We start from the raw sequence: 22,543 nt of genomic DNA on the forward strand, positions 1-22,543 counted from the left end.
GCTCAGCCCAGCAACGCCTGGGCGAACTCGCGTGCGTCGAAGGTTTCCAGGTCTTCGAGTTTTTCGCCCACGCCGATGAAGTAGACCGGCACCGGGCGCTCCCGGGCGATGGCGCAGATCACGCCGCCCTTGGCGGTGCCGTCCAGCTTGGTGATGACCAGGCCGGTCAGTTGCAGCGTTTCGTCGAAAGCCTTGACCTGGGCCAGGGCGTTCTGGCCGGTGTTGCCGTCGATGACCAGCAGCACCTCGTGCGGGGCCGTGGCGTCGGCTTTCTGCACCACGCGCCGGATCTTGCGCAGCTCTTCCATCAGGTGCAACTGCGTGGGCAGGCGGCCGGCTGTGTCGACCAGCACCACGTCCTTGCCGCGGGCCTTGCCGGCACTCACGGCGTCGAAGCTCACCGCGGCCGGATCGCCGCCTTGCTGGGTGACGATTTCCACCGTGTTGCGATCGGCCCAGACCGCCAGCTGCTCGCGCGCGGCCGCCCGGAAAGTGTCGGCCGCAGCGAGCAGCACCGAAGCGCCTTCCTGCGCCAGGTGCCGGGTCAGCTTGCCAATGGACGTGGTCTTGCCGGCGCCATTCACCCCGGCGACCATGATCACCGTGGGTTTGTGTTCACCGATGACCAGCGGCTTCTGCAGCGGCGCCAGCAGATTGGCAATCGCCTCGGCCAACAGCCCCTTGACGGCGGCCGGATCGGTGGTCTTGCTGTCCTTCACGCGCTTCTTCAGGTCGTCCAGCAGGTACTGCGTGGCCTGGACGCCGGTGTCGGCCATGAGGAGCGCGGTTTCGAGTTCCTCGTAGAGCGCATCGTCGATCTGCGTGCCGGTGAACACCGTGGCGATGCTGGTGCCGGTCTTGCGCAGGCCATTCTTGAGGCGGTCGAGCCAGCTCTTGCGCTCCGGGACGGGCGCTGCGGGTGCCGGGGGCGTGGCGACCGCTGCGGGAGGGGACGTCTCCGCCACAACGTCGGGCACGGCCGGCGGGGGCGCGATGGGCGGCGCAGGCAGCTCCGGCGCGGCGGGCGTGGGCTGAGGAACGGGGGCGGATGTCTTTTTGCGGAAGAACGAGAACATTTTTCGAACTCTAGTATCTTCCCCATTCTATGAAACGTGCTTTTCAAGGCGCCCGAGACGGCGTACCGGCCCTGGGGCCGACAGGGTGGCTGCGGGGGCCTGCGGTCGCGCTGATGGGGGTAATGGCGTTCTGCCTGGCGGTGCTGGCGCCCGCACAGGCGGCCGAAAACCCGCCCGCGGTGCAGCGCTACACGCTGTCCAATGGCATGACACTGATCGTGCGGCCCGATCACCGGGCGCCGACCGTGGTGCACATGCTCTGGGTCCGCGTGGGGTCCATGGACGAGGTCGACGGCGCCAGCGGCATTGCCCATGTGCTGGAGCACATGATGTTCAAAGGCACGCCCGATCTGGCGCCCGGCGAGTTCTCTCGCCGTGTCGCGGCCCTGGGCGGCCGCGAAAACGCCTTCACCACCTCGGACGCCACGGCCTACCACCAGCAGGTGGCGCGGGAGCATCTGGAGGCGGTGATGCGGCTGGAGGCCGACCGTTTCGAGCGCAACCGCTGGGACGACGACGCCTTCCGCAAGGAGATCGAGGTCATCAAGGAAGAGCGCCGGCAGCGGGTGGAAGAGTCGCCCCGCGCCCGCATGTTCGAAGCCCTCAACGCCACCATGTACCTGACCAGCCCGTACCGGCGCCCGGTGATCGGCTGGATGGGCGACCTGGTGTCGCTGACGCCGCAGGAAGTGCGGGAATTCCGCCAGCGCTGGTACGTGCCGGGCAACGCTGCGGTGGTGATCGCTGGCGACGTGGAGCCCGAGCGCGTGCGCGCCCTCGCCGAAGCCCTCTACGGGCGCATTCCGGCGCGCGAGGTGCCGGCGCGCAAACCGCGCGACGAAGTGGCCCAGCAGGGGCCGCGCCAGCTGACCTACCGGGCACGGGCCGAGCAGGCGCTGGTCGCGCTGGGCTGGCAGACGCCCCAGTGGGCCGGGCCGGCGGCGCAGGACGCCGGCAGCCAGGACGCGCTCGCGCTGACGGTGCTGTCGGCCGTGCTCGACGGGCACGGCGGCTCGCGGCTGGAGCGTTCGCTGGTGCAGGGCGAGGGCCAGCCGGGCGGTGCGCGCCTGGCCGACAGCGTGGGCGCTTCCTACGGCCTGCTGGGCCGGGGCCCGCAGCGGTTCATGCTGACGGCGGTGCCCGCAGCGGGCGTGGCGCCCGAGCGGGTGGCCGACGCCCTGAAGGCCGAGGTGGCCCGCATTGCCACCGAGGGGGTGCGGGCAGACGAACTGCAGCGCGTCAAGACGCAGTGGATGGCCTCGGAGGTCTACAAGCTCGACGCCCTGTTCAACCAGGCGCGCGAGCTCGGCCAGTACTGGGTGCAGGGCTGGGATGCGGACGCCGGCGACCGGCTCATGGCGGCCCTGATGAACGTGAGCGCCGAGCAGGTGCAGTCGGTCGCCCGGCGCCTGTTCAGCGACCAGCGCCTGACCACCGGGGTGCTGGTGCCCGAAGGGGCGGCTCAGCCGCCGGCCGCCGCGGCCTTGCCCGATGCCCCGAAACCGTCCCGAACCGGGACCGCTGGCTGATGCCGGTGGCCGGAGTCCCTGCCATGTGTTTGTTGTGGGTGCCTTTGATGAAATCTGCCTTGAAGCAGCGTGGCGCGGTCTGGCTCGCCATGGGGTTGGTTCTCGGTGGGATGGCGAGCGCTGCGCGCGCTGCCATTCCTATCCAGCACTGGGTGCACGCCAGCGGCGCGCGGGTCTACCTGGTCGAGAGCCCGGCGATTCCCATGCTCGACGTGCAGATCGATGTCGATGGCGGCAGCCGGCGCGACCCGCCCGAGCAGGCCGGCCTGGCCCGGGCGACCGCCGGCATGCTGTCGGCCGGGGTGCTGGCTGGCGATGGTCAGCCGGCGCTCGACGAAAACCGGCTGGCCGAGGCCTGGGCCGACCTGGGGGCTTCGTTCGGCGCCAGCGCGGGTGGTGACCGCTTCAGCGTGTCGCTGCGCAGCCTCACCCAGCCCGCGTTGCTGGAGCGCGCCGTGGCGCTGGCGGCCCGGCAACTGGCGGCGCCGGCCTGGCCCGATGCGGTCTGGCAGCGCGAGCGCGAGCGCCTGGTGGCTGGCCTGCGCGAAGCCGAAACGCGGCCCGGCACCCTGGCGGGGCGCCGCTTCGCCCAGGCGGTTTATGGTGACCATCCGTATGGGCGCGACACCACGGCGGCCACGCTGGCCGCCATCGATGTTGGCGCCCAGCGCAGCTTCTACCGCCGCCACCTGGCCGCCTGCCGCGCGCAGGTGGTGCTGGTCGGGGCGGTGGACCGTGCGGGTGCCGACCGCATCGTCGGCCCGCTGATGGCCGCCCTGCAAGGCCATGGCTGCGAAGCGTTGCCCCCCGTGCCCGAGGTGGCGCCGCTGGCTGCGGCCCAGGACATCCGTCTGCCGTTTGATGCCGCGCAGGCCCAGGTCCTGATCGGCCAGCCCGGCATGCGCCGCGACGACCCCGACTTTTTCCCGCTCTTCGTGGGCAACTACATCCTGGGCGGTGGCGGGTTCGTCTCGCGCCTGACCACCGAAGTGCGTGAAAAACGCGGTCTGAGTTACAGCGTCTACAGCTACTTCATGCCGGGCCAGCACGCGGGCGCCTTCCAGGTCGGGTTGACGACGCGGCCCGACCAGGCCGACCAGGCCATCGCCGTGGTGCGCGACGAGCTGGCGCGGTTCGTGGCCGAGGGACCGACCGCCGCCGAACTGCGTGCGGCGCAGGCCTATCTGGTCAACGGTTTTGCGTTGCGCATCGACAGCAACCGCAAGCTGCTGGACAACGTGGCCAATATCGCCTGGCACGGGTTGCCGCTGGACTATCTGGACACCTGGACGCAGCAGATCGAGCGGGTGGGGCTGGACGACATCCGCCGGGCCTTCCGGCGCGTGCTGCAGCCCGACCGCATGGTGACGGTGGTGGTCGGGGCCCAGCCCTGACCCAGTGAGCGCCTGGCGGCTCCGGACTCGGGCTGCCGTGCCTTAAGCTCGCGGCATGCGAAAAAACGTCCCGCCCCATTCCGCCGCCAGCGCTCCCCAGGAGGTGCGCATCATCGGTGGCCAGTGGAAGCGCACCCGCCTGCCTGTGGCGCAGAGTCCCGGTCTGCGGCCCACCCCCTCGCGTGTGCGCGAAACCCTGTTCAACTGGCTGGGCCAGCGGCTTGATGGGTGGCGGTGCCTGGATGCCTTCGCCGGCAGTGGCGCGCTCGGGCTGGAGGCCGCCTCGCGCGGCGCGGCCGAGGTGGTGCTGGTGGAGCACGACGCCGCACTGTGTCGCAGTCTGGGCACCACACTGGCCAAGCTCAAGGCCACGGGGGTGCGTGTCGAGCGGGGCGACGGGGTGGCGGCCCTGGCGCAGCGCCAGGGGCAGGGGCTCGATCTGGTGTTTCTCGATCCGCCTTTTGCCGAAGGCGGTAACGAGGCGCTGTTCGACGAAGCCCTGCGCGCGGCACGCCGCGCCATCGGCGAGAACGGTCTGATCTATCTGGAGGCGCCACGGGCCTGGAGCGGCGACGAGCTGGCGCAGCGTGGCCTGCAGCTGCATCGCCACGGGCGGGCCGGGCAGGTGGCGTTTCACCTGCTGCGGGTGCTGGCGGCCGAATGAGGCCGACGGGCCCCTGAAACCGCAACAGCGTCCGGGACTCCGCCCACCCCGCATAATCGCCCCATGACTTCCGCAACCCTTCAGCCGGCGGGCCCTGGCGCGCGCATTGCCGTCTACAGCGGCACCTTCGATCCCCTCACCCTGGGCCATGAAGACGTGGTGCGCCGGGCAGCCGGCCTGTTCGACGAACTGATCCTGGCGGTGGCCATCGCCCACCACAAGAAGACGCGGTTCTCGCTGGCCGAACGCATGGCCCTGGCCAGCGAAGCCCTGGCCGGCCTGCCGGTGCGGGTGCTGCCGTTTGAAGGGCTGATCATGGACTTCTGCCGCGAACATGGCGCCTGCGCCGTGGTGCGCGGAATCCGCAACCTCACCGACTTCGATTACGAAGCCCAGATGGCGGCCATGAACCGCAAGCTGTATCCGGCGGTGGAAACGGTGTTCCTTCTGCCGCAGGCCGAGTTGCAGTGCATTTCCAGCACGCTGGTGCGCGAGATTGCCGCCCTGGGGGGCGACGTGGCCCAGATGGTCAGCCCGGCGGTGGCGCAGCGGCTGAAACCCCAGGCCCTGCAGGCCTGAGCGCGGGGGCGACCATGGCTTTGATGATCACCGACGAGTGCATCAACTGCGATGTCTGCGAGCCCGAGTGCCCGAATCAGGCGATTTCGATGGGCCCGGACTTCTACCAGATCGATCCGAACCGTTGCACCGAATGCGTGGGGCACTTCGACGAGCCCCAGTGTGTGCAGGTCTGTCCGGTCGAGTGCATTCCGGTCGATCCGCAGCGCGAGGAAAGCCGCGAGACACTCTGGCAAAAATACCGGCGTCTGCAAGGCGATCCGGCTCAGTCCGTGGCGGGCGAGGAGCGCTCAGCACCAGGAGCGGGTGCGGCCGCGCCGTCGGCCGGCTGAACAGCGGGTACGGGTCGCTGTGGCCGGGGTGGTTTGGGCCGCGGGGGCTTGCTGGTGTGGATCAGTGCGGTGGCCTTGTCCATCTCGCCGGCGATCAGGTGCGGCAGCGCCTTGAGGCTTCGGTCCATGGCCTGGGCGATGGCGATGCGGTCATCGGGCGAAGGCTTCTTGAGCACCCAGTTGGCCACTTCGTTCTTGTTGCCGGGGTGGCCGATGCCGATGCGCAGCCGCCAGTAGTCGGGGCTGCCCAGCTGGGCGTGGATGTCCCGCAGCCCGTTGTGGCCGGCGTGGCCGCCCCCCTTCTTGAGCTTGACCTCGCCGGGCGCGACATCGAGTTCGTCGTGGACGACCAGGACCTCTTCCGGAGCGATTTTGAAAAAGCGGGCGACCGAGGCCACCGACTGGCCCGAGCGGTTCATGTAGGTCTGGGGCTCGACCAGCCAGACGCTCTGGCCGGCGGCGTTGGCGCGCGCCACCAGGCCGAAATGCCCGCGCTCCATCTGCAGGTGGGCGCCGAGCAGGCGGGCGGCCTCGTCCACCCACCAGAAGCCGGCATTGTGGCGCGTGTGTTCGTAGTCGGGGCCCGGATTGCCCAGACCGGCAATGAGTCGGATCATGGAGGGGAATTATCCAAAACAAAGGCCCGCACGAAGCGGGCCTTTTGATGCCTGGCGGCGGAGCGGGGGGCGAGAATTACTTCTTGCCTTTCTTGCCCTTCTTGTCGTCGGCAGCAGCGGCGACGGGGGCGGCCACCACTTCTTCCACCGGCTCGACGACGGTGGCGATGGTGATGTCCTTGCGGCCGTGGGTGACGAGCTTCACGTCCTTGGGCAGCTTCAGGTCACCCGTGTGGATGGTGGCGCCCTTTTCGGCGGTGCTCAGGTCGACTTCGATGAATTCCGGCAGTTTGGTGGCCAGGCATTCGATTTCGAGTTCGGTGACGATGTGGTTCACCAGGCACTTGTCGTTCTTGACGGCCGGCGAGTTCTCGGCACCCACGAAGTGCAGCGGCACCTTCTTGCGCAGGCGGGTCTTTTCGTCCACGCGCTGGAAGTCCACGTGCAGGACCTGGGGCTTGAAGGGGTGGTACTGCACATCGCGCAGCAGCACCTTTTCAACCTTGCCGCCCAGTTCCATCTCGAGGATGGAGGCGTGGAAGGCTTCCTTCTTCAGGGCATGCCACAGCGCGTTGTGATCGAGTTCGATCGTGGCGGGGGTGGTGTTGCCACCGAAGACGATACCGGGCGCACGGCCGGTGTTGCGCAGACGGCGGCTCGCACCCGTACCCTGCTTGGCGCGCTCAAAAGCGACGAATTGCATGACTGACTCCTTGTGAGGGGCTCCGCGACCAGAACGCCTCGGTTTGACAATGGCTGCCCGCGTCTTGTCGGCAGGGCAACCGGCTTTTTGCTGCTGTCAGAACAGGTTGTCCTGATCGGCGAACAAACTCATGACCGACTCGCCCGAAGCGATGCGCGCGATGGTTTCGGCCATCAGCGGCGCCACGGAGAGCTGGCGAACCTTGCCGCAGGCCTGGGCGGCTTGCGACAGGGGAATGGTGTTGGTCACGACGACTTCGTCCAGGGCCGAGCCCTTGGCGATGCGGTCGATGGCAGGACCCGAGAAAATGGCATGGGTGCAATAGGCGTACACATGCTTGGCACCCCGTTCCTTGAGCACCTCGGCGGCTTTGACCAGCGTGCCGGCCGTGTCGATCATGTCGTCCATGATCACGCAGTTGCGGCCTTCGATATCGCCGATGACATGCATCACTTCCGACACATTCGGCTTGGGCCGACGCTTGTCGATGATGGCCATGTCGCAATTGAGCTGTTTGGCGAGGGCACGCGCACGCACCACACCGCCGACGTCGGGCGACACCACCAGCAGGTCTTCGTAGTTCTTCTGGCGCAGGTCGCCCAGCAACACCGGCGAGGCGTAGATGTTGTCGACCGGAATGTCGAAGAAGCCCTGGATCTGGTCGGCGTGCAGGTCCATGGTCAGCACGCGGTCCACGCCCACGGTCTGCAGCATGTTGGCCACCACCTTGGCCGAGATCGGCACGCGGCTGGAGCGCGGACGGCGGTCTTGGCGGGCGTAGCCGTAGTAGGGGATGACGGCGGAAATGCGCTCGGCCGAGGCACGCTTGAGGGCGTCGACCATGATGAGCAGTTCCATCAGGTTGTCATTGGTCGGCGCGCAGGTCGACTGGATGACGAACACGTGACGGGCACGCACGTTCTGCGTGATCTCGACGGTGACTTCACCGTCGGAGAACCGGCCGACGTTTGCCGAACCGAGCTGGGTGTTCAGATGCTGGGCGATTTCGGAAGCAAGCACCGGATTGGCGTTGCCGGTGAAGATCATGAAGTCCGGCGGCTGAACGTGCGAGGTGTTACCAGCTTGCATGGGAATTCCAGCTGTATCAACGAAAAAAGAGGCCGCTCAACGTGTTGTCTCGCGGCCTTCTTGCGGATGATGGCAGATCAAAAGGTTTGGCAGGGGAGGAAGGACTCGAACCCTCGCATGCCGGAATCAAAATCCGGTGCCTTAACCAACTTGGCGACTCCCCTACGCAGGTGGCTCGATGGCACAAACCGTCAAGTCACCGAAAACTGTCGCTGGGTGCCCATTTACCGTTCGGCTGGTGGGCGGTCGATATTCTAATCGCTGCACCAGTCGATCAATGGATGGACATCCATGTTGCTGCATTCGTGGATGACCCAGTTGCCAGGCCCGGGCAGCAGATGCTGTGCCGGAGGCAAAAGGGCAAACACCGCAGTGCCCGAGCCGGTCATTCGACCCTGCAAGCCCTGACTTTGGAGCCAGTCTATGCAGTCACCCACTTCAGGGCAAAGCACTTGCGCCACAGGCTGAAGATCGTTGCCACTGGCTTCGGCGATGCGCCGAAAATCAATGACCGGATGCTCAGACTTATCGTTTGCAGCAAAGCCTTGGATTATAGCAGTCTTTGTGTCGCGCTTCAAATCCGGCGAAGAAAAAATTGTCGGCGTGGAGGCGCCTGACGGCGGCTTGACCACCGCGAACCGGGCTGCCGGCACAGACACCGGTGTGAGGTGCTCTCCCACGCCTTCGACCCAGGCGTTGCGGCCGCCGAGAAAAAACGGCACATCGGCACCCAGCCGCTCGCCGATGCGGCGCAGCGCCGTGCGGTTCAGTCCCAGGCCCCAGAGTCGGTTGAGGGCCAGCAGGCAGGTGGCGGCATCGGATGAACCGCCACCCAGGCCGGCTTCTGCGGGCAGGTGCTTGGTCACTCGGATGTGCGCTCCCAAGGGGCAGCCCGTGGCTTCGCGCAGTGCGCGGGCCGCGCGCAGGCACAGATCGTCAGGTGGCAGGGAGGGGCCCACGTCCTCCCGGCTGAGCTGGCCATCCGGGCGCAGGGTGAAATCGAGTCGGTCGCACCAGTCGATCAGCATGAACACCGACTGCAACAGGTGGTAGCCGTCGTCGCGTCGGCCGGTGACGTGCAGGAACAGATTGAGCTTGCCCGGAGCCGGGACATCCCGCAACTGGCTCAGGGCGTTGTCCGGTGTTGAAGGGGCGGTCATGGCGTGAAGACGATGCGCAGTTCGGCCGTCGGCAGCGGATTCAGGCGCTGCGCGGTGATGCGGCCTTCGGGTTGCCGTGAGAGGTCGACCCGCCAGCCGTTGACCGGAACGTCGTGGCCGGCGAGCCAGGCAAACAGGGCAGAAACCGGCAGCGCTGCACCACCCAGCTCGGTCGTCAGCGCGTCGAGCGTGGCGCGCTGGATGCGCTCCTGCCCCCGCTGGAGCTCGGCGCCTGCGGGTGACCAGCGCAGGGTCGCGAGGTTGTTGCCCAGGGGCGAATTGAGCCAGAGCTCGCCGGTTTCTGGTGTGCCGCGCAAGTCAAAGCCGGCCGACACGGATTCGGGCGGGTCGCTCTGCACTTGCAGGGACAGCCGGCCGCTCCAGGCGTTGCCCTGGCCGGAAGTCACGGGGGGAGGGGTGGCACAGGCAGACAGCAGCAGGGCCAGGCCGGTGGCGAGCAGCCATCGCCACCCGGCCATCCTCTGTGGGGCCGGGCGGAGGGCTTGTCTTCTCATGGGCGTACCTGAAAGCGGCGAAGGGTTTCGAGAAGGGTCTCGTTGTCGCTGGCCAGCAGCAGGCCTTCGCGCCAGATGGCGGTGGCCTGGTCGCGCTGCCCACTGCTCCAGAGCACCTCGCCCAGGTGGGCGGCGATTTCTGCATCGGGGCGCTTGCGGTAGGCCGCCTGCAGGATGCCCAGGGCACGCGCGGTGTTGCCCAGGCGGAATTCGACCCAGCCCAGGCTGTCCTGGATGTAGGCATCGTCAGGGGCCAGCGAGACCGCTTTTTCGATCAGTTGTTTGGCTTCCGGCAGCCGCTGGTTGCGGTCGGCCAGTGAGTAGCCCAGCGCGTTGTAGGCGTGGTGGTGATCGGGTTGCCGGTCGATGAGTTGCCTCAGCAGGCGTTCCATTTCGTCGGGTTGCCCCATGCGCTCGGCCATCATGGCCTGGTCGTACAGCAATTCCTCGTCTTCCGGGGTGCGGGCAACCGCCTCACCATAGACCTCGTAGGCTTCTTTCCAGGCCTTGAATTCACGCAGCAGCTGTGCTTCGGCCACCAGTTTGGTCCGGGCGTCGTCCGGGCTGCGTTCCGGCTGGGTGCGCAACAAAGCGCGGGCTTCGGGCAACTGGCCCTGGCGCGCAAGCAACGAGGCGCGTCGCATTTGCACCGCCATGATGTCTTCGGCGTTGTCGATGCGGTCGAGCCATTGGGTGGCTCCGGCAAAGTCCTTCTGCTTTTCCGCGATCTGGGCCAGCAGCAGGTAGGCCTGGGTCTGCCCCCGGCGGGCGCGTTCGTCCTGGGTGGCGCTGGTCAGGTCGAGGTATTTCTGCAGCGCCTCGCGGGCTTGTGGTGTCTGGTCGTCCTGTGCGTGCAGGGTGCCCAGCAACAGCCAGGCTTCCGCCAGGGTCGGGATTCGGCGGGTGAGGTCCTGCAGCAAAGTCCGCGCGTCACCGTTGCGCCGGAGGTCGGACAAGACGCGCGCATAGGTCAGGCTGACCGAGACATCGTCCGGTGGGGCCTGGCGCAGGTGATCAAGCACCAGCGCCTCGGCGTCGGGTTGTCCTTTTTCCATCAGCTCCAGCGCCAGCAGGGCCGGGAAGGGCGAGGCCGGCTCGATGCCGTGGGCCTGGCGCGCGGCCACCAGCGCCTGCGGCAACTGGTTGGCGGCAATTTCCATGCGCCCCACCGTGGTCCAGGCGGCCGTGGCCTGCGGGCCTCTGGCGCGCAACAGGCCGGACAGGGCTTCACGCACCACGGCCACGGCGCGGGGTTTGTCACTCACCCGCACGAAAGCCTGGGGGATGGCGTGAATCTTTTCCAGTCGCTGGGCTTCGGGTGTGCGCTCGATGATGAACCGGAGCGGGGTGGCGGCCTCATCCACGCGGTTGAGCGCCAGCACGATCTGCAGCACGAAGTGCTGTGCTTCCACGCTGTCGGGCATGTCCTGCGACCAGGCGCGGGCCGCACCCAGGGCCGCCTCGCCCGAACGGGCTTGCAGCGCCACTTCGACCGCACGGCGGTAGAGGTTCGCATCGCGCTCCCGGCGCGCGGCGTCCAGGATGAGCGAATAGCCGGCACCCGGATCGCCCGACAAGGCGTTGATCTCGCCCAGCAGCAACTGATAGAACAGCGGGGCGGTGAGCCCGGAGTTGGCAATCGCTTCCGGTTCTTCCGCCGGGGAGGGAGGCTCGGGCGGTGCCGCCGGCTGGGCATGCGAAGGCACCAGCGCCGCCGACAAGGCCAGGGCCAGGAGCGGTTTCAGCAAGGGGTGGCGGGCCTGTGGCCGGGGGCGGGAAGCGTTCATCGGGTCATGATAATGGAAGGGTTGGACCCCTGCCTTTCAGAGGGGCGGGGCCCCGAAACGTTCCGGCTCCCGCCATTTTCTTTTCCTTGCCGGCCCGCCATGACGCGGCCTTCTGCCCATGCCCGAATTGCCCGAAGTCGAAGTCACGCGACGCAGTTTTGCCGACCGGATTGCGGGGGCCGAGGTGCTGGCGCTCCGGCTGGGCAAACCGCTGCGCTGGCCCCTGGGGTGTGCACCCGATACTTTGGTCGGCCGGCGGGTGGTGCACGTGGGACGGCGGGGCAAGTACCTGTTGTTGCAGTTGGATGACGGAGGGTGTCTGCTGCTGCATCTGGGGATGTCGGGCAGCCTGCAGTTTGCGCACAGCCTGCCAGCTTCCGGGGTACACGACCACTTCGACCTGCTCACGTCGAAGGGCCTGCTGCGCCTGCACGACCCGCGGCGTTTCGGTGCCGTGGTCTGGGTGCCTGACGAGCGGGATGCGCGGGCCGTCAAGTTGCTGGGCAGGTTGGGGGTGGAGCCGCTGGAAGCGGGGTTCGACCCGCTGGCGTTTCACCGCGCTTTGCAACAGCGGCGAGCGCCCATCAAACAGGTGCTGCTGGCGGGCGACATCGTGGTGGGCGTGGGCAACATCTACGCGTCGGAGTCGCTGTTCCTCGCGGGCATTCGCCCGACGGTGCGGGCGGATCGCATCAGCCTGCCGCGGGCCCGCAGGCTACATGCCGCGATCGTCGATGTGCTCGCGTACGCCGTGGCCCTGGGGGGCAGCACGCTGCGGGACTTCTCCAATGCCGATGGGCAAAGCGGCTATTTCCAACGCGAGGCCCATGTCTACGGGCGGGAAGGGCTGCCTTGCCGGGTTTGCGCCACGCCCGTGCGCGCCTTGCGGCAAGGGCAGCGCTCGACCTTCTTCTGCCCGGTCTGCCAGACGTTCTGAGTGACCGGCGCCGCGCCGCGCACCGTCTGTGGCGGTGCGCACCGGTGCTATATTGGGCCCAACCTTTTGCCTGCCATGAGCTTCAATCAGGATCTAGACGAACACGGTGCCTGGCGCAAACAGTTTGCGCTGCGGCTGAAGTTGCTGTCCGAATGGCTGACCGACCGCGACCTGATGGAAGCCGGGGTGCGCGAGCGCCTGGAGCAACTGCATCAGCAGGTGCGCGACGACCGCATCATGGTGGCGTTCGTGGCCGAGTTCTCGCGCGGCAAGTCCGAGCTGATCAACGCCATCTTCTTTGCCAATTACGGGCGGCGCATCATGCCCGCCAGTGCCGGCCGCACCACCATGTGCCCGACCGAGCTGGGGTACGACCCCGAGGTGCCGGTGTGCCTGCGGCTGCTGCCGATCGAGACCCGCCTGCAGCCGCAGTCGCTGCTCGACTGGCGCAACGCGCCCGACAAATGGGAGCGCGTGGAACTGGATGTCAACGACCCCCGGCAGGTGGCCAAGGCCATTCAGAAGGTTGCGGAGGTGCGGCGCGTGAGCCAGCACGAAGCCGAGTCGCTCGGTTTCTGGAACGATGAGCTGCCCGAGGACAACCCGCCCATGGGGCCGGACGGGCTGGTGGAGGTGCCGAAGTGGCGCCATGCCCTCATCAACCTGCCGCATCCGCTGCTGCGCCAGGGGCTGGTGATCCTGGACACGCCCGGGCTCAACGCCATCGGGGCGGAGCCCGAGCTCACCGTCAGTTTGCTGCCGCAAGCCCATGCGATCGTGTTCATCCTGGCGGCCGACACCGGCGTCACCAAGTCGGACCTGACGATCTGGCGGCAATACCTGGCGCCGCAGGATGGTGAGATCGACGCGCGGCTGGTGGTGCTCAACAAGATCGACACCATGTGGGACGCGCTGAGCTCGCCCGAACAGGTGGACCTGCAGATCGCGGCCCAGCGCACCGATTCGGCGGAAACCCTGGGCTTGCAGCCGTCACAGGTGCTCGCGGTTTCGGCCCAGAAGGGCCTGCTGGCCAAGATCAGTCGCGACGCCTCGCTGCTCGAAGCCAGCAAGCTGATGGACCTGGAGACGGCGCTGGGACAGGGCATGCTGGAGCAGCGTCGGCGCATCCTGCGCGCTTCCGTGTCGCGCGGCATCCAGTTGCTGCGTCAGGAGACGGGTCAACTGGTACACACGCGTGCCCGCGATCTGGTCGAACAGATCCAGGAACTGGAGGGCCTGCGCGGCAAGAACGTGGGGGTGATCCGGCAGATGCGTCTGCGCATCGAGCAGGAGCAGGCCGACTTCGATGCCAGCGGTGCCAAGATCCAGGCGGTGCGCTCGGTGCACCTGCGCCTGCTCAAGGATCTGTTTTCGCTGCTGGGCTACACCCACCTGCGCAACGAGGTGTCGGCACTGGCGCGTGCGCTCAAGCAGCCCGGCATCAAGCTCGGGGTGCGTCGGGCTTACAACCACACCTTCGAGCGCCTGGGCAGTGACCTTCAGCGCGCCGACAAGGTGGCGGGCGAAATCCAGTCCATGCTCGAAGGGAGCTTTCGCAGCCTCAACGCCGAGTACGGCTTTTCGCTGCAACCGCCGTCGCCACCGCAACTGCAGCAGTACGCGCGCGATCTCGAGGCCATCGAGCGCAGCCACCTGCAATACCTCAGCCTGGGCAATGCCCTGCGCCTGGCGCAGCCGGAATTTGCCGAGCGCCTGGCGCGGGCGCTGATCAGCCGCTTGCGGGTGGTCTACGAAACCGCGGTCAACGAGATCGAGCTCTGGAACAAGTCCGCAGCGGCCCAGCTCGACGCGCAATTGCGCGAGCGCCGCCGCAACTTCACCCGACGCATTGAAGCGGTGTCCCGCATCCAGCAGGCGGCGGGCGGTCTGGACGACCGGATCCGCGAATTGCAGGGGCAACAGGCCGATCTGCATGTGGCCGATGCCCATCTGGCCGAACTGACCGAGCACCTGCTGACCCAGCCCCAGGAACCCGTGCGGGACACCGCGACCGCATGAGGGCCGGGGTGGATGCACCGCAGGTCGTGGACGACGACCTGCCTTCGGGGTTTTCGCAGCGACTGATCGACTGGCAACGCCAGCATGGCCGGCACGGGTTGCCCTGGCAGGGCAGCCGCGATCCCTACCGCGTGTGGTTGTCCGAAATCATGTTGCAGCAGACCCAGGTGACTACCGTGTTGGGTTATTACCCGCGGTTTCTGGCGCGCTTTCCGGACGTGCGCGCGCTGGCCGACGCACCGGCCGACGATGTCATGGCGCTGTGGAGTGGTTTGGGCTATTACAGCCGGGCGCGCAACCTGCACCGCTGTGCGCAGGAGGTGGTGGCCCGGCACGGCGGCGTGTTTCCGCGCCATTCAACCGAACTGGCGACGCTGCCGGGCATCGGTGCCTCCACCGCAGCCGCCATCGCGGCCTTCTGTTTTGGCGAACGCATCTCGATTCTGGACGGGAATGTCCGGCGCGTGCTGACCCGGTTGCTGGCATTCGATGCCGACCTGTCTGCCTCGGCCCACCAGAAACGTTTGTGGGCGTTGGCCCAGGCGATGCTGCCACCCGCGCCCACGGGCGACGACATGGCGGCCTATACCCAGGGGCTGATGGACCTGGGGGCCAGCCTGTGCCACCGCACCCGCCCGCAATGCGAAACCTGCCCGGTGCAGCCGCTGTGCCGCGGTCATGCGCAGGGGCAACCCACCCGGTATCCGGTGGTGACGCGCAAGACCCTGCGCCGCCATGAAAGCTGGTGGCTGGCGGTGCTGTGGCGCCAACGCCCGCCGGCGGAGGGCACGGAGGGGCGACAGGTCTGGCTGGAACCGCGACCTGGCCGGGGCATCTGGGCCGGGCTGTACTGCACACCGGTGCATGCTGATGAGGCCTCGGTGCAGGCCGCACTGCCGGCCGTGCGCTCTTGGGAGGCCCTGGAGCCGGTGGCCCACAGCCTGACGCACCGTGAGCTTCGCCTGCATCCCCTGTGGGCCGAGTGGCCGGGTGACGCCGCGCCTTCCGGCTCGGGGCGGTGGGTGGCGTGGGCCGATCTGGCGTCGGTCGGCGTGCCCGCACCGGTGCGCAGCCTGCTGGCTTCGCTGGCGCCGGGCGGCTGATCAGGGGGCTGTTGGCGCCGGGCGGTCCGGAGGGACGGGCCAGGCGTCGGTCTCGCGGTGGCGCAGCCGCGTGGTCCAGTCGGCCGCGAAGTGCGCGGCGAGCCGTTCGACCAGGTAAACCGAGCGGTGCTGACCGCCTGTGCAGCCGATGGCCACGGTGACGTAGCCCCGGTGATCCCGCAGCAAATGCGGCAGCCAGGTGGTCAGGAAGGCTTGGATGTGGGCCTCCATCTGCTGCACGTCGGGTTGTGAGGCGAGGTACTGGGCCACAGGCGCATCGCGGCCGGTCAGCGGGCGCAATTGCGGGTCGTAGTGCGGGTTGGGCAGCATGCGCACGTCGAACACGAAGTCGGCATCCATGGGGATACCGCGCTTGAACGCGAACGACTCGAACATCAGGGTCAGGGGGGAGGCGCCGACGTCGAGCAGGTCCTTGATGTGGCTGCGCAGCTGTGCCGCGCGGATCAGGCTGGTGTCAAGGACCAGGGCCTGCTCGCGCAACTGGGCCAGCAACTCGCGTTCGTGTTCGATGGCCTCGATCAGTGCGCGCCGCTGGTCGTCGCTGCGCGGCTGCGACAGCGGATGCAGGCGGCGTGTTTCGGAAAAGCGCCGCACCAGGGTGTCGGTGGTGGCGTCCAGGAACACCGTGCGCAGATGCACGGGCCGTCCGCGCCGCTGGCTGAGCTGGGCCAGGCGCCGCGGCAGCTCGGGCAGGGCGGCGGCGCTGCGCACGTCCATGGCGATGGCCACGCGGCGGGCGCGGTGGCTCTGTTCCAGGTCGATGAACGCGTCGAGCAGTTCCGGCGGCAGGTTGTCCACGCAGTAGTAGCCCAGGTCTTCCAGGGCCGTGAGCGCGACGGATTTGCCCGAGCCGGACATGCCGGTGATGAGCACCAGTTCGATGGGGGAGGGCGTTGGGGTGGACATGGTTCAGGCTCCGAGCAGTTCGCGTGCATGGGCCAGCGAGGCCGCCGACTGCGCGTGGCCGCCGAGCATGCGGGCCAGTTCGTGCACGCGCGTTTCGCCCACGATCGGCGCCACGGTACTGGCGGTCTGCTGTGCCGCGGTGGTCTTGCTGACCAGCAGGTGGTGGTCGGCACAGGCCGCCACCTGCGCCAGGTGGGTCACGGCCAGCACCTGCCGGTCCTGGCCGAGCTGGCGCAGCATCTGCCCCACGGTGTGGGCCACGGCGCCGCCGATGCCCGAATCCACTTCGTCAAAGATGAGGGTGGGGGCCTGCCCTAACTGGCTGGTGACCACCGAGATGGCCAGTGCGATGCGCGAGAGCTCACCGCCGGAGGCCACCTTGCCGACCGGCCGGGCGGTGACGCCGGCATGGCCGGCCACCAGGAAGTCCACCTGTTCCCCGCCATGGGACTGGGGTTCCGGCAGCTTCTGCAGGGCGACTTCGAAGCGGCCACCGGCCATGCCGAGCGACTGCATGGCCTGCGTGACGGCCGCAGACAGGCGCGGGGCAGCGGCCTGGCGGTCGCGAGAGAGCGCGCCCATCTTTTTGTCGAAGGCTTGCCAGGCTTTGCGTTCGGCACTGCGCAGCGCGTCGAGGTCGAGGGCTTGGCCCAGCCGCGCCAACTCCTCGCGCCATTGCGCGTGCAGCGCCGGCAGCTCTTCGGGTGGCCGGCGGAACCGCCGTGCCAGCGACAGCCAGAGCGAGAGGCGCTGGTCCAGCTTGGCCAGCCCGGCGGGATCGAGATCGCCGTCGCCGGCATAGTGACGCAGCGTGTGCACGGTGTCTTCCACCTGTGCCAGCGCCGATTCCAGGGCGTCGACCGGTCCCTGGAAGGCGGGTTCGATGCGCGTCTGGGCCGACAGCGCGGCCAGGGCTTTGTGCAGCAGGCCAGCCGCGTGCCCGGGGGCTTCGCCCAGCCAGTCGACCGCCTGGCTGGCCGCGTCCTGCAGGGCCTGCGCGTGGGTGAGCCGGCTGTGGCGGGCATTGAGTTCGTCCCATTCGCCGGACTGGGGCGCGAGCTTGTCGAGTTCCGCGATCTGCCAGGCCAGGCGTTCGCTTTCCTGTTGCAACTGGGCTTCGCGCGCCTGTGCGTCATCGAGCAGACGCAGGCGCTCGCGCCACTGGGTCCAAGCCTGGCCGGCCGCGCTGCTGTCGATACCGCCATAGGCATCGAGCAGCCGGCGTACCGCGTCGGGCCGGGTCAGGCTCTGCCAGGCGTGCTGGCCATGGATATCGACCAACTCGTCGGCCAGGGCCTTGAGCTGGGTGACGGTGGCAGCGCTGCCGTTGATCCACGCACGGCTGCGGCCGTCGCTGTCGATCGTCCGGCGTAGCAGCAGGGTGTCGTCTGCCGAAAAACCCTGCTCATCGAGCCAGGGCACCACCGAGGCCGGGCGGTCGAATTCGGCCGCCACTTCGCAGCGGGCCGCGCCTTCGCGGACCAGGCCGGCGTCGGCGCGGGCGCCCAGGGCCAACTGCAAGGCATCGATGAGGATGGACTTGCCGGCGCCGGTTTCGCCGGTGAGCACGCCGAAGCCGGTGTGCAGATCCAGGTCGAGGGCGGGGACGATGACGAAGTCGCGCAGGGCGATGCGGCGCAGGCTCATGGCAGGGCGTCGAACAGAGGTGAACGGCGGTTGGGCGGTGGGCCGCCCTTGCCGCCATTGTGGCCCGGAATTCAGGCGCCTTCGTTCCAGTGGAGTTTCATGCGCAGCGTGTCGAAATAGCTCCAGCCGACCGGGTGCAGCAGGCGCAGCGCATGTGGCGAGCGGCGCACCACGATGCGGTCGCCGTGCAGCAGGCTGGTGAGGGTCTGCATGTCGAAGTTGGCGCTGGCGTCCTTGCCCGAGACGATTTCTACCGCGATCTCGCTGTCCGAGGGCAGCACCACGGGCCGGTTGGACAGCGTGTGTGGGGCGATCGGCACCATCACCCAGCCACCGATGGTCGGGTGCAGGAGCGGGCCGCCCGCCGACAGCGCGTAGGCGGTGGAGCCGGTGGGCGATGCGATGATGAGGCCGTCGGCCCGCTGGTTGGCCACAAAGTGGCCGTCGACTTCCACGCGCAGCTCGATCATGCTCGCCACACCACCGCGGTTGACGACCACGTCGTTGAGCGCCGTGGCCTCGAACACGCAGCGGCCATCGCGCCAGACGCTGGCCGCCATCAGCGCACGGTGGTCTTCCTCGTAATGGCCGTGCAGGATGGGTTGCAGGCGCTCGCGGTAGCCGTTGAGCGGGATGTCGGTGATGAAGCCCAGGCGCCCCTGGTTGATGCCCACCAGCGGCACACCGAAGCGGGCCAGGCGCCGTCCGATGCCCAGCATGGTGCCGTCGCCGCCGACCACCAGGGCCAGATCGCAGTGTTGGCCGATGCTGGCCACGTCCAGTGCGGTGTACTGGGTCAGGCCGGTGTTCTGGGCGGTTTCGAGTTCGAGCGAGACGTCGCACCCCTCGTCGTGCAGAAAATGGGCCACCTCGTCCACCACATGGCGCGAGCCGGGGGCCTGGTATTTGCCCACGATGGCCACGTGTGCAAAGCGTGGCGCGGCGGGGACGGGTTTCGCGGGATCGGTCATGGACAAATTACAACATGCCGCACCCGCGGTGGCGCTGGCCGGAAACCCTTGTCGCACCGGATGCCGCAACGGGGTGCCCGCTCCTTAGAATGGCGACCATGCTGGATGACCGCGCCAAGTTGCTGCTCAAGGCCCTTGTCGAGCGCTATATCGCCGACGGGCAGCCCGTGGGTTCGAGAACGCTCTCGAAGGCCACCGGGCTGGACCTGTCGCCCGCAACCATCCGCAACGTGATGAGCGACCTGGAAGAGCTGGGTCTCATCGCCAGTCCGCACACCTCGGCGGGCCGGGTCCCGACCGCGCGTGGCTACCGGCTGTTCGTGGATGCCATGCTCACGGTCAATCGCGACGAGTTGCCGCGGGTGGCCGAACTGGGTACCAGCAGCATCGAACAAGGGCAGCCCCAGCGGGTGATCAGCCACGCGGCGCAGATGCTGTCGAGCTTGTCGCACTTTGTCGGCGTGGTGATGACCCCGCGCCGGGCCACCGTGTTCCGGCACATCGAATTCCTGAACCTGTCCGAGCGGCGCGTGCTGGTGATCCTCGTGGCCCCCGACGGCGATGTGCAGAACCGGATCATCCACACCCCGACCCAGTTCACCCAGTCGCAGTTGCAGGAAGCGGCGAACTATTTCAATGCGCACTATTCGGGTCTGGGCATGGACGCGGTGCGCGAGCGGCTGAAGTCCGAGCTGGATGCGCTGCGCGGCGAAATTGCCACGCTGATGAAGGCCGCCGTCGATCTGGGCACCGAAGCCGGCGCCCAGCGCGAAGAGGTGGTGGTGGCGGGCGAGCGCAATCTGCTGTCGGTGTCCGAATTCTCCAGCGACATGGGCAACCTGCGGCGCATGTTCGACCTGTTCGAGCAAAAGACGCAACTGGCGCGATTGCTGGACGTGTCGGCCCAGGCCGATGGCGTGCGCATCTACATCGGCGGTGAAAGCCAGGTCGTGCCGTACGAAGACCTGTCGGTGGTCACGGCCCCCTACGAAGTGGACGGCCAGGTGCTGGGCACGCTGGGCGTGATCGGCCCGCAGCGCATGCCCTACGACCGCATGATCCAGATCGTCGACGTCACCGCCAAGCTGGTCGGCAACGCACTGAGCCAGGGGCGCTGAAGCATTTGGTCTGGCAGTGCTGCAAGGCGCTGCCGCAGCCCTCTTACAATCGCGGCCTTCGGAGGGGGCGTTAGCTCAGTTGGTCAGAGCAGGGGACTCATAATCCCTTGGTCGTTGGTTCAAGTCCAACACGCCCTACCAGACCGGTTTTTTTAAAACCGAGGCATTTCGGAAAAAGGCGCCAAAAAGTCGTGCTACAATGCAAGGCTTCAGCGGCTGTAGCTCAGTTGGATAGAGTACTTGGCTACGAACCAAGGGGTCGTGGGTTCGAATCCTGCCAGCCGCACCAGAATTTATATTCGGCATCAACGGGTTAGTCTCAAAAGGACTGACCCGTTTTGCTTTGTGCCGCACCACTTCTCGCGGCATGTGCGCGATGCCCTGCGCGACGGCTTCTCTACCCGGGCCGTGTCTCACGCGAAGTGCGATGGTGTCCCGCGGCTCTCTGCTGGGGGGCAGCGATGGCGTCTTCGTTTTTTGGCTGGACTACCTCCTGCGCACCATGGCCCTGCATGAGAAGACACCTGCGTCGGACGCGCTGAATGCCGCCGTCTCGACCGAACCCGGCAACACCGATGCCGCCGCTCCCCGCAAAAGGCTGCTGGAAGACTGGCTGGTCGTCGGCACCATGATGGCGCTGGCGCTGATCACCTTTGCGAACGTGTTGGTGCGTTACTTCACCAGCGCGTCTTTCGCCTGGACGGAAGAGATCTCCGTCTTTCTCATGATCGTGCTGGCGCTGGTCGGGGGCTCGGCGGCGGTGCTGCGGGAGACGCACATCCGCATCGAGTTCTTCGCCAACGGTGGCAGCGCGCAGCGGCAGCGCCGCCTGGCGCAACTGGGGGCGCTCATGGTGGCGCTGCTGTTCATCGCCATCGTGGTGCTGAGTGTGCCGGTGGTCTGGGACCATTACCAGTACGAGGAAACCTCGCCTGGTATCGGGGTGCCCCAGTGGTGGTATTCCATCTGGCTGCCGGTATTCAGCGCCCTGATCGCGGGTCGGGCCATGCAGGTGTTCGTGCGCAAGCTGCGCCAGGAGGATGCTGCATGACCGCCACCCTGCTGTTTGTGCTTTTCATCGGCGCCATGCTGATCGGCGTGCCGATCGGTGCGGCGCTCGGACTCGCGGGTACCGTGGCGATCGGTATCGCCAATGCCGACATTCCCTGGTTCGGGCTGATGGCGGTGCCGCAGAACTTCTATGCCGGGCTGGGCAAATACCCGCTGCTGGCCATTCCCATGTTCGTGCTCGTGGGGTCCATCTTCGACCGGTCGGGTGTGGCGCTGCGTCTGGTGAACCTGGCCGTGTCCATCGTGGGGCGGGGGCCGGGCATGCTGCCGCTGGTGGCCATTGCGGTCGCCATGTTCCTGGGCGGCATTTCGGGCTCCGGCCCCGCCACGGCCGCTGCCGTGGGCGGCGTGATGATCGCGGCGATGGCACGCGCCGGTTACCCGGCGCCGTATTCGGCGGCTGTGGTCGGCGCGGCGGCGGCCACCGACATCCTGATCCCGCCTTCGGTGGCGTTCATCGTGTATTCGGTGCTGGTACCCGGCGCATCGGTGCCGGCGCTGTTCGCGGCCGGCATGATCCCGGGCGTGCTGGCGGGGCTGGCGCTCATCGTGCCCGCGGTCTGGCTGGCGCGCCGGCATCGCATGGGTGCCGAGGAAGCCCATCTGCCTCGGCCACCGTTCTGGAAGAGCCTGCGCGAGGCAGCCTGGGGCCTGGTGGCGCCGGTGCTGATTCTGGGGGGCATGCGGGCAGGCTGGTTCACGCCCACCGAAGCGGCGGTGGTTGCGGTGTTCTACGGCCTGTTCGTCGGCATGGTCGTGCACCGAACGATCCGCGTGCGCGATCTGTTCGACATCCTGCGGGAATCGGGGGAACTGTCGGCGGTGATCCTGCTGGTCGTCTCGCTGGCCGGCATCTTCGCGTTTTCGCTGTCCACGCTGGGGGTGATCGATCCGGTCACGACCGCGATCGTCCATTCGGGGTTGAGCGAATGGGCGGTGCTGCTGCTCATCGTGCTGCTGCTCGTGCTGGCGGGCATGGTGCTCGATGGCATTTCCATCTTCCTGATCTTCGTGCCGTTGCTGATGCCGCTGATGAACCACTACCAGTGGGATCCGGTGTGGTTCGGTGTGCTGCTCACGCTCAACGTGGCCATCGGTCAGTTCACCCCGCCGATGGCGGTGAACCTGATGGTGTCCAGCCGCATTGCCGGCGTGCCCATGGAGGCCACCTCCCGCTGGGTGGGCTGGCTGCTGGTGGCCATGGGGCTGTGCATGCTGCTGGTTATGATCTGGCCGCCCCTGGCCACTTGGCTGCCTCAATACCTGGGCTATTGATGCCCGGCGGTTCCTGAGGCGTTTTCATCC

21 protein-coding genes and 3 tRNA genes are annotated in these 22,543 nt (G+C 67.7%); 13 read left to right on the forward strand and 11 right to left on the reverse strand.

Translation table 11 applies throughout. From position 1 onward, the window contains the following. Positions 1 to 2: 2 nt before the first annotated feature. Positions 3 to 1,076 (reverse strand): signal recognition particle-docking protein FtsY, encoded by a 1,074-nt coding sequence (gene ftsY / locus L0977_RS20115; RefSeq protein ID WP_234266648.1) that lies wholly within the window; start codon positions 1,074 to 1,076, stop codon positions 3 to 5. Between the two features lie 122 nt (positions 1,077 to 1,198). On the opposite strand from ftsY, the gene L0977_RS20120 reads away from it, so the two are divergent. The 5 genes from L0977_RS20120 to L0977_RS20140 all read left to right on the forward strand — a co-directional run bounded on the left by L0977_RS20120 (position 1,199) and on the right by L0977_RS20140 (position 5,574). Next, entirely contained in the window at positions 1,199 to 2,605 is a 1,407-nt protein-coding gene (locus tag L0977_RS20120) for a M16 family metallopeptidase (RefSeq protein ID WP_442786659.1), read from the forward strand. A gap of 47 nt (positions 2,606 to 2,652) precedes the next feature. After that, complete coding sequence (locus L0977_RS20125; RefSeq protein WP_234266650.1) at positions 2,653 to 3,999, forward strand: M16 family metallopeptidase; 1,347 nt, start codon at positions 2,653 to 2,655, stop codon at positions 3,997 to 3,999. Between the two features lie 55 nt (positions 4,000 to 4,054). Further along, on the forward strand, positions 4,055 to 4,663 hold the full coding sequence (rsmD, locus tag L0977_RS20130; protein ID WP_234266651.1) for a 16S rRNA (guanine(966)-N(2))-methyltransferase RsmD: 609 nt from the start codon (positions 4,055 to 4,057) through the stop codon (positions 4,661 to 4,663). A 63-nt stretch (positions 4,664 to 4,726) separates the two neighbouring features. Next, on the forward strand, positions 4,727 to 5,242 hold the full coding sequence (gene coaD, locus L0977_RS20135; RefSeq protein WP_234266652.1) for a pantetheine-phosphate adenylyltransferase: 516 nt from the start codon (positions 4,727 to 4,729) through the stop codon (positions 5,240 to 5,242). 14 nt (positions 5,243 to 5,256) lie between these two features. Continuing rightward, positions 5,257 to 5,574 carry a YfhL family 4Fe-4S dicluster ferredoxin gene (locus L0977_RS20140; protein WP_234266653.1) on the forward strand — a complete coding sequence of 106 codons (318 nt, stop codon included), beginning with the start codon at positions 5,257 to 5,259 and terminating at the stop codon, positions 5,572 to 5,574. Here L0977_RS20140 and pth read toward each other — a convergent pair. The 7 genes from pth to L0977_RS20175 form a co-directional block, all read right to left on the reverse strand. After that, complete coding sequence (gene pth / locus L0977_RS20145; protein ID WP_234266654.1) at positions 5,508 to 6,191, reverse strand: aminoacyl-tRNA hydrolase; 684 nt, start codon at positions 6,189 to 6,191, stop codon at positions 5,508 to 5,510. The two genes, L0977_RS20140 and pth, sit on opposite strands and share 67 nt — an antisense overlap. Positions 6,192 to 6,267: 76 nt before the next feature. After that, positions 6,268 to 6,894 carry a 50S ribosomal protein L25/general stress protein Ctc gene (locus L0977_RS20150; protein ID WP_234266655.1) on the reverse strand — a complete coding sequence of 209 codons (627 nt, stop codon included), beginning with the start codon at positions 6,892 to 6,894 and terminating at the stop codon, positions 6,268 to 6,270. Between the two features lie 96 nt (positions 6,895 to 6,990). Continuing rightward, a complete protein-coding gene (locus L0977_RS20155; RefSeq protein WP_234266656.1) occupies positions 6,991 to 7,983 on the reverse strand; it encodes a ribose-phosphate pyrophosphokinase in 993 nt (330 codons plus the stop codon). 87 nt (positions 7,984 to 8,070) lie between these two features. Further along, positions 8,071 to 8,147, reverse strand: a tRNA-Gln gene (locus L0977_RS20160). 90 nt (positions 8,148 to 8,237) lie between these two features. Further along, positions 8,238 to 9,113 carry a 4-(cytidine 5'-diphospho)-2-C-methyl-D-erythritol kinase gene (ispE, locus tag L0977_RS20165; protein WP_234266708.1) on the reverse strand — a complete coding sequence of 292 codons (876 nt, stop codon included), beginning with the start codon at positions 9,111 to 9,113 and terminating at the stop codon, positions 8,238 to 8,240. Positions 9,114 to 9,139: 26 nt separating this feature from the next. Continuing rightward, positions 9,140 to 9,622 (reverse strand): lipoprotein insertase outer membrane protein LolB, encoded by a 483-nt coding sequence (locus L0977_RS20170; RefSeq protein WP_234266657.1) that lies wholly within the window; start codon positions 9,620 to 9,622, stop codon positions 9,140 to 9,142. Positions 9,623 to 9,654: 32 nt separating this feature from the next. Continuing rightward, positions 9,655 to 11,445, reverse strand: coding sequence for a tetratricopeptide repeat protein (locus tag L0977_RS20175; RefSeq protein WP_234266658.1), 1,791 nt, complete (start codon positions 11,443 to 11,445; stop codon positions 9,655 to 9,657). A 118-nt stretch (positions 11,446 to 11,563) separates the two neighbouring features. Here L0977_RS20175 and mutM point away from each other — a divergent pair, with 118 nt between their 5' ends. The 3 genes from mutM to mutY all read left to right on the forward strand — a co-directional run bounded on the left by mutM (position 11,564) and on the right by mutY (position 15,504). Continuing rightward, positions 11,564 to 12,382 (forward strand): bifunctional DNA-formamidopyrimidine glycosylase/DNA-(apurinic or apyrimidinic site) lyase, encoded by an 819-nt coding sequence (mutM, locus tag L0977_RS20180; RefSeq protein WP_234266659.1) that lies wholly within the window; start codon positions 11,564 to 11,566, stop codon positions 12,380 to 12,382. 75 nt (positions 12,383 to 12,457) lie between these two features. Beyond that, on the forward strand, positions 12,458 to 14,401 hold the full coding sequence (locus L0977_RS20185; protein WP_234266660.1) for a dynamin family protein: 1,944 nt from the start codon (positions 12,458 to 12,460) through the stop codon (positions 14,399 to 14,401). After that, on the forward strand, positions 14,398 to 15,504 hold the full coding sequence (gene mutY / locus L0977_RS20190; protein WP_442786656.1) for an A/G-specific adenine glycosylase: 1,107 nt from the start codon (positions 14,398 to 14,400) through the stop codon (positions 15,502 to 15,504). Before L0977_RS20185 ends, mutY begins: the two co-directional genes overlap by 4 nt. On the opposite strand, the gene rapZ is transcribed toward mutY, so the two are convergent. The 3 genes from rapZ to L0977_RS20205 form a co-directional block, all read right to left on the reverse strand. Then, the gene (rapZ, locus tag L0977_RS20195; protein WP_234266662.1) at positions 15,505 to 16,431 is read right to left on the reverse strand and encodes an RNase adapter RapZ; all 927 of its coding nucleotides are present in this window, start codon (positions 16,429 to 16,431) and stop codon (positions 15,505 to 15,507) included. A gap of 3 nt (positions 16,432 to 16,434) precedes the next feature. Continuing rightward, on the reverse strand, positions 16,435 to 18,078 hold the full coding sequence (gene recN, locus L0977_RS20200) for a DNA repair protein RecN (RefSeq protein ID WP_234266663.1): 1,644 nt from the start codon (positions 18,076 to 18,078) through the stop codon (positions 16,435 to 16,437). 71 nt (positions 18,079 to 18,149) lie between these two features. Next, positions 18,150 to 19,049: an NAD kinase gene (locus L0977_RS20205; protein WP_234266664.1), complete on the reverse strand. Its 900-nt coding sequence runs from the start codon at positions 19,047 to 19,049 to the stop codon at positions 18,150 to 18,152. Between the two features lie 98 nt (positions 19,050 to 19,147). Here L0977_RS20205 and hrcA point away from each other — a divergent pair, with 98 nt between their 5' ends. The 5 genes from hrcA (at position 19,148) to L0977_RS20230 (ending at position 22,513) form a co-directional block, all read left to right on the forward strand. Further along, positions 19,148 to 20,167: a heat-inducible transcriptional repressor HrcA gene (gene hrcA, locus L0977_RS20210; RefSeq protein ID WP_234266665.1), complete on the forward strand. Its 1,020-nt coding sequence runs from the start codon at positions 19,148 to 19,150 to the stop codon at positions 20,165 to 20,167. Positions 20,168 to 20,231: 64 nt separating this feature from the next. Further along, positions 20,232 to 20,308 (forward strand) — tRNA-Ile (locus L0977_RS20215). Positions 20,309 to 20,379: 71 nt separating this feature from the next. After that, a tRNA-Arg gene (locus tag L0977_RS20220) sits at positions 20,380 to 20,456 on the forward strand. 213 nt (positions 20,457 to 20,669) lie between these two features. Beyond that, positions 20,670 to 21,218 carry a TRAP transporter small permease gene (locus L0977_RS20225; protein WP_326491091.1) on the forward strand — a complete coding sequence of 183 codons (549 nt, stop codon included), beginning with the start codon at positions 20,670 to 20,672 and terminating at the stop codon, positions 21,216 to 21,218. Continuing rightward, complete coding sequence (locus tag L0977_RS20230) at positions 21,215 to 22,513, forward strand: TRAP transporter large permease (protein ID WP_234266666.1); 1,299 nt, start codon at positions 21,215 to 21,217, stop codon at positions 22,511 to 22,513. The genes L0977_RS20225 and L0977_RS20230 overlap by 4 nt, the downstream gene beginning before the upstream one ends. Positions 22,514 to 22,543 lie beyond the last annotated feature (30 nt).

Source organism: Hydrogenophaga sp. NFH-34 (genome assembly GCF_021401345.1).
Lineage (GTDB): Bacteria > Pseudomonadota > Gammaproteobacteria > Burkholderiales > Burkholderiaceae_C > Hydrogenophaga > Hydrogenophaga electricum.

Excerpts from the sequence above, each read along its gene's own strand:
- L0977_RS20150 (WP_234266655.1), bottom strand. The coding sequence starts at position 6,894 with ATGCAATTCGTCGCTTTTGAGCGCGCCAAGCAGGGTACGGGTGCGAGC.
- ftsY (WP_234266648.1), bottom strand. The coding sequence starts at position 1,076 with ATGTTCTCGTTCTTCCGCAAAAAGACATCCGCCCCCGTTCCTCAGCCC.
- L0977_RS20170 (WP_234266657.1), bottom strand. The coding sequence starts at position 9,622 with ATGGCCGGGTGGCGATGGCTGCTCGCCACCGGCCTGGCCCTGCTGCTG.
- rapZ (WP_234266662.1), bottom strand. The coding sequence starts at position 16,431 with ATGTCCACCCCAACGCCCTCCCCCATCGAACTGGTGCTCATCACCGGC.
- L0977_RS20175 (WP_234266658.1), bottom strand. The coding sequence starts at position 11,445 with ATGAACGCTTCCCGCCCCCGGCCACAGGCCCGCCACCCCTTGCTGAAA.
- L0977_RS20230 (WP_234266666.1), top strand. The coding sequence starts at position 21,215 with ATGACCGCCACCCTGCTGTTTGTGCTTTTCATCGGCGCCATGCTGATC.
- L0977_RS20125 (WP_234266650.1), top strand. The coding sequence starts at position 2,653 with ATGAAATCTGCCTTGAAGCAGCGTGGCGCGGTCTGGCTCGCCATGGGG.
- L0977_RS20185 (WP_234266660.1), top strand. The coding sequence starts at position 12,458 with ATGAGCTTCAATCAGGATCTAGACGAACACGGTGCCTGGCGCAAACAG.
- L0977_RS20120 (WP_442786659.1), top strand. The coding sequence starts at position 1,199 with ATGGCGTTCTGCCTGGCGGTGCTGGCGCCCGCACAGGCGGCCGAAAAC.
- pth (WP_234266654.1), bottom strand. The coding sequence starts at position 6,191 with ATGATCCGACTCATTGCCGGTCTGGGCAATCCGGGCCCCGACTACGAA.
- mutY (WP_442786656.1), top strand. The coding sequence starts at position 14,398 with ATGAGGGCCGGGGTGGATGCACCGCAGGTCGTGGACGACGACCTGCCT.
- L0977_RS20225 (WP_326491091.1), top strand. The coding sequence starts at position 20,670 with ATGGCCCTGCATGAGAAGACACCTGCGTCGGACGCGCTGAATGCCGCC.
- L0977_RS20155 (WP_234266656.1), bottom strand. The coding sequence starts at position 7,983 with ATGCAAGCTGGTAACACCTCGCACGTTCAGCCGCCGGACTTCATGATC.
- L0977_RS20140 (WP_234266653.1), top strand. The coding sequence starts at position 5,257 with ATGGCTTTGATGATCACCGACGAGTGCATCAACTGCGATGTCTGCGAG.
- rsmD (WP_234266651.1), top strand. The coding sequence starts at position 4,055 with ATGCGAAAAAACGTCCCGCCCCATTCCGCCGCCAGCGCTCCCCAGGAG.
- mutM (WP_234266659.1), top strand. The coding sequence starts at position 11,564 with ATGCCCGAATTGCCCGAAGTCGAAGTCACGCGACGCAGTTTTGCCGAC.
- coaD (WP_234266652.1), top strand. The coding sequence starts at position 4,727 with ATGACTTCCGCAACCCTTCAGCCGGCGGGCCCTGGCGCGCGCATTGCC.
- recN (WP_234266663.1), bottom strand. The coding sequence starts at position 18,078 with ATGAGCCTGCGCCGCATCGCCCTGCGCGACTTCGTCATCGTCCCCGCC.
- hrcA (WP_234266665.1), top strand. The coding sequence starts at position 19,148 with ATGCTGGATGACCGCGCCAAGTTGCTGCTCAAGGCCCTTGTCGAGCGC.
- L0977_RS20205 (WP_234266664.1), bottom strand. The coding sequence starts at position 19,049 with ATGACCGATCCCGCGAAACCCGTCCCCGCCGCGCCACGCTTTGCACAC.